Annotated in this window: 1 protein-coding gene; it reads left to right on the top strand. The window is 63.5% G+C overall.

The genetic code is table 11. The annotated features are described in order from the left end of the window. The first annotated feature begins 372 nt into the window (after positions 1–372). Entirely contained in the window at positions 373–1,332 is a 960-nt protein-coding gene (locus ACXJL8_RS41060; RefSeq protein WP_456619809.1) for an N-carbamoyl-D-amino-acid hydrolase, read from the top strand. Positions 1,333–1,384 lie beyond the last annotated feature (52 nt).

Below are 1,384 nucleotides of genomic sequence, written 5' to 3'. Positions count from 1 at the left end.
GCTCCCGGGAGAGCACGGCATAAGCCGTCAACCCACTGCGCAGGGAAGGCCGAGTGATTGGCTACACCTGTATGCTGCTGTGCGGTTCTTCCTGCGTGTGCTTTTCGCGCAGCGGACCGCGGGTGCCAGCCGGCACCCGGCCTTCCCTGCGCCCTCTTGGCTCAAGAGGGTGGTGAGACGAAGCAAAGCTCGGGCGAATTAAGCCGCGAGAATGCAAAGACGTGTCTTGGAAGGGCGTGTCTTGGAAGGCGCATCTTGGAAGGCGCATCTTGGGGGTCCACAGATTCAGCAGCAGAGCGGCCTGTGCGCGCGGCGCGTCGCGCGATAGGTTGAGCCTCAAAGTCAGTCGAGCACCGAAAGAAGGAACGACGCGTGGCGAGATTTGTGAATGTCGCGGCCGGCCAGCTTGGCCCGGTCGCGAGGCGTGAGACCAGGACCGAGGTGGTGGCGCGGCTGATGGCCCTGATGCGCCAGGCGCGGGCCAATGGTTGCGACCTGATCGTCTATCCCGAGCTTGCGCTGACCACGTTCTTTCCGCGCTGGCATTTCGAGGACCAAGCCGAGATCGACGGCTTTTTCGAGCGTGAGATGCCGGGGGCGGAGACGCTGGCCCTGTTCGAGCTGGCCCGTGAAATCGGCATCGGCTTCTATCTCGGCTACGCCGAGCTGGCGACTGAAGCCGGCGTGCTGCATCGCTACAACACGTCCATTCTGGTCGACAAGAGCGGCACCATCGTCTCCAGATACCGCAAGGTCCATCTGCCCGGCCACGCCGAACCCGAGCCATGGCGCAAGTTTCAGCATCTGGAAAAGCGCTATTTCGAGCCCGGCGGCGGTTTCGGCGTGACTGAGGCCTTTGGCGGCGTGATGGGAATGGCGATCTGCAATGATCGCCGCTGGAGCGAGACCTATCGGGTGATGGGACTTCAGGGCGTCGAAATGGTGCTGATCGGCTACAACACGCCGGTGCACAACCCGCCCGCGCCCGAGCACGACGACCTCTCGCTGTTCCACAATCGTCTGGTCATGCAGGCCGGCGCCTATCAGAACGGCACCTTCGTGGTCGGCGTCGCCAAGGCCGGTATCGAGGAGGGCGTGGACCATATCGGCGGCAGCTGCATCATCGCGCCCTCGGGCGAGATCGTCGCTTCGTGCACCACGAAGGGCGACGAGATCGCGCTGGCGCGCTGCGATCTCGATCTCTGCAACTCCTACAAGCGCACCACCTTCAATTTCGACGTCCACCGCCAGCCCCGGGCCTACGGACTGATCGTCGAACGCAAGGGGCGGACCATCATGGCGGATGGAACGCCGGTGCGTGCGAAGGGGTGATCGGTTTCTTGCTTGGCAAGCAATCTCTCCCATGTCGTCCCCCATGTCGTCC

It is taken from the genome of Bradyrhizobium sp. P5_C11_2, assembly GCF_054049755.1.
The sequence above is the reverse complement of the archived record's forward strand: the minus strand, read 5'-3'. Positions and strand labels throughout refer to the sequence as shown.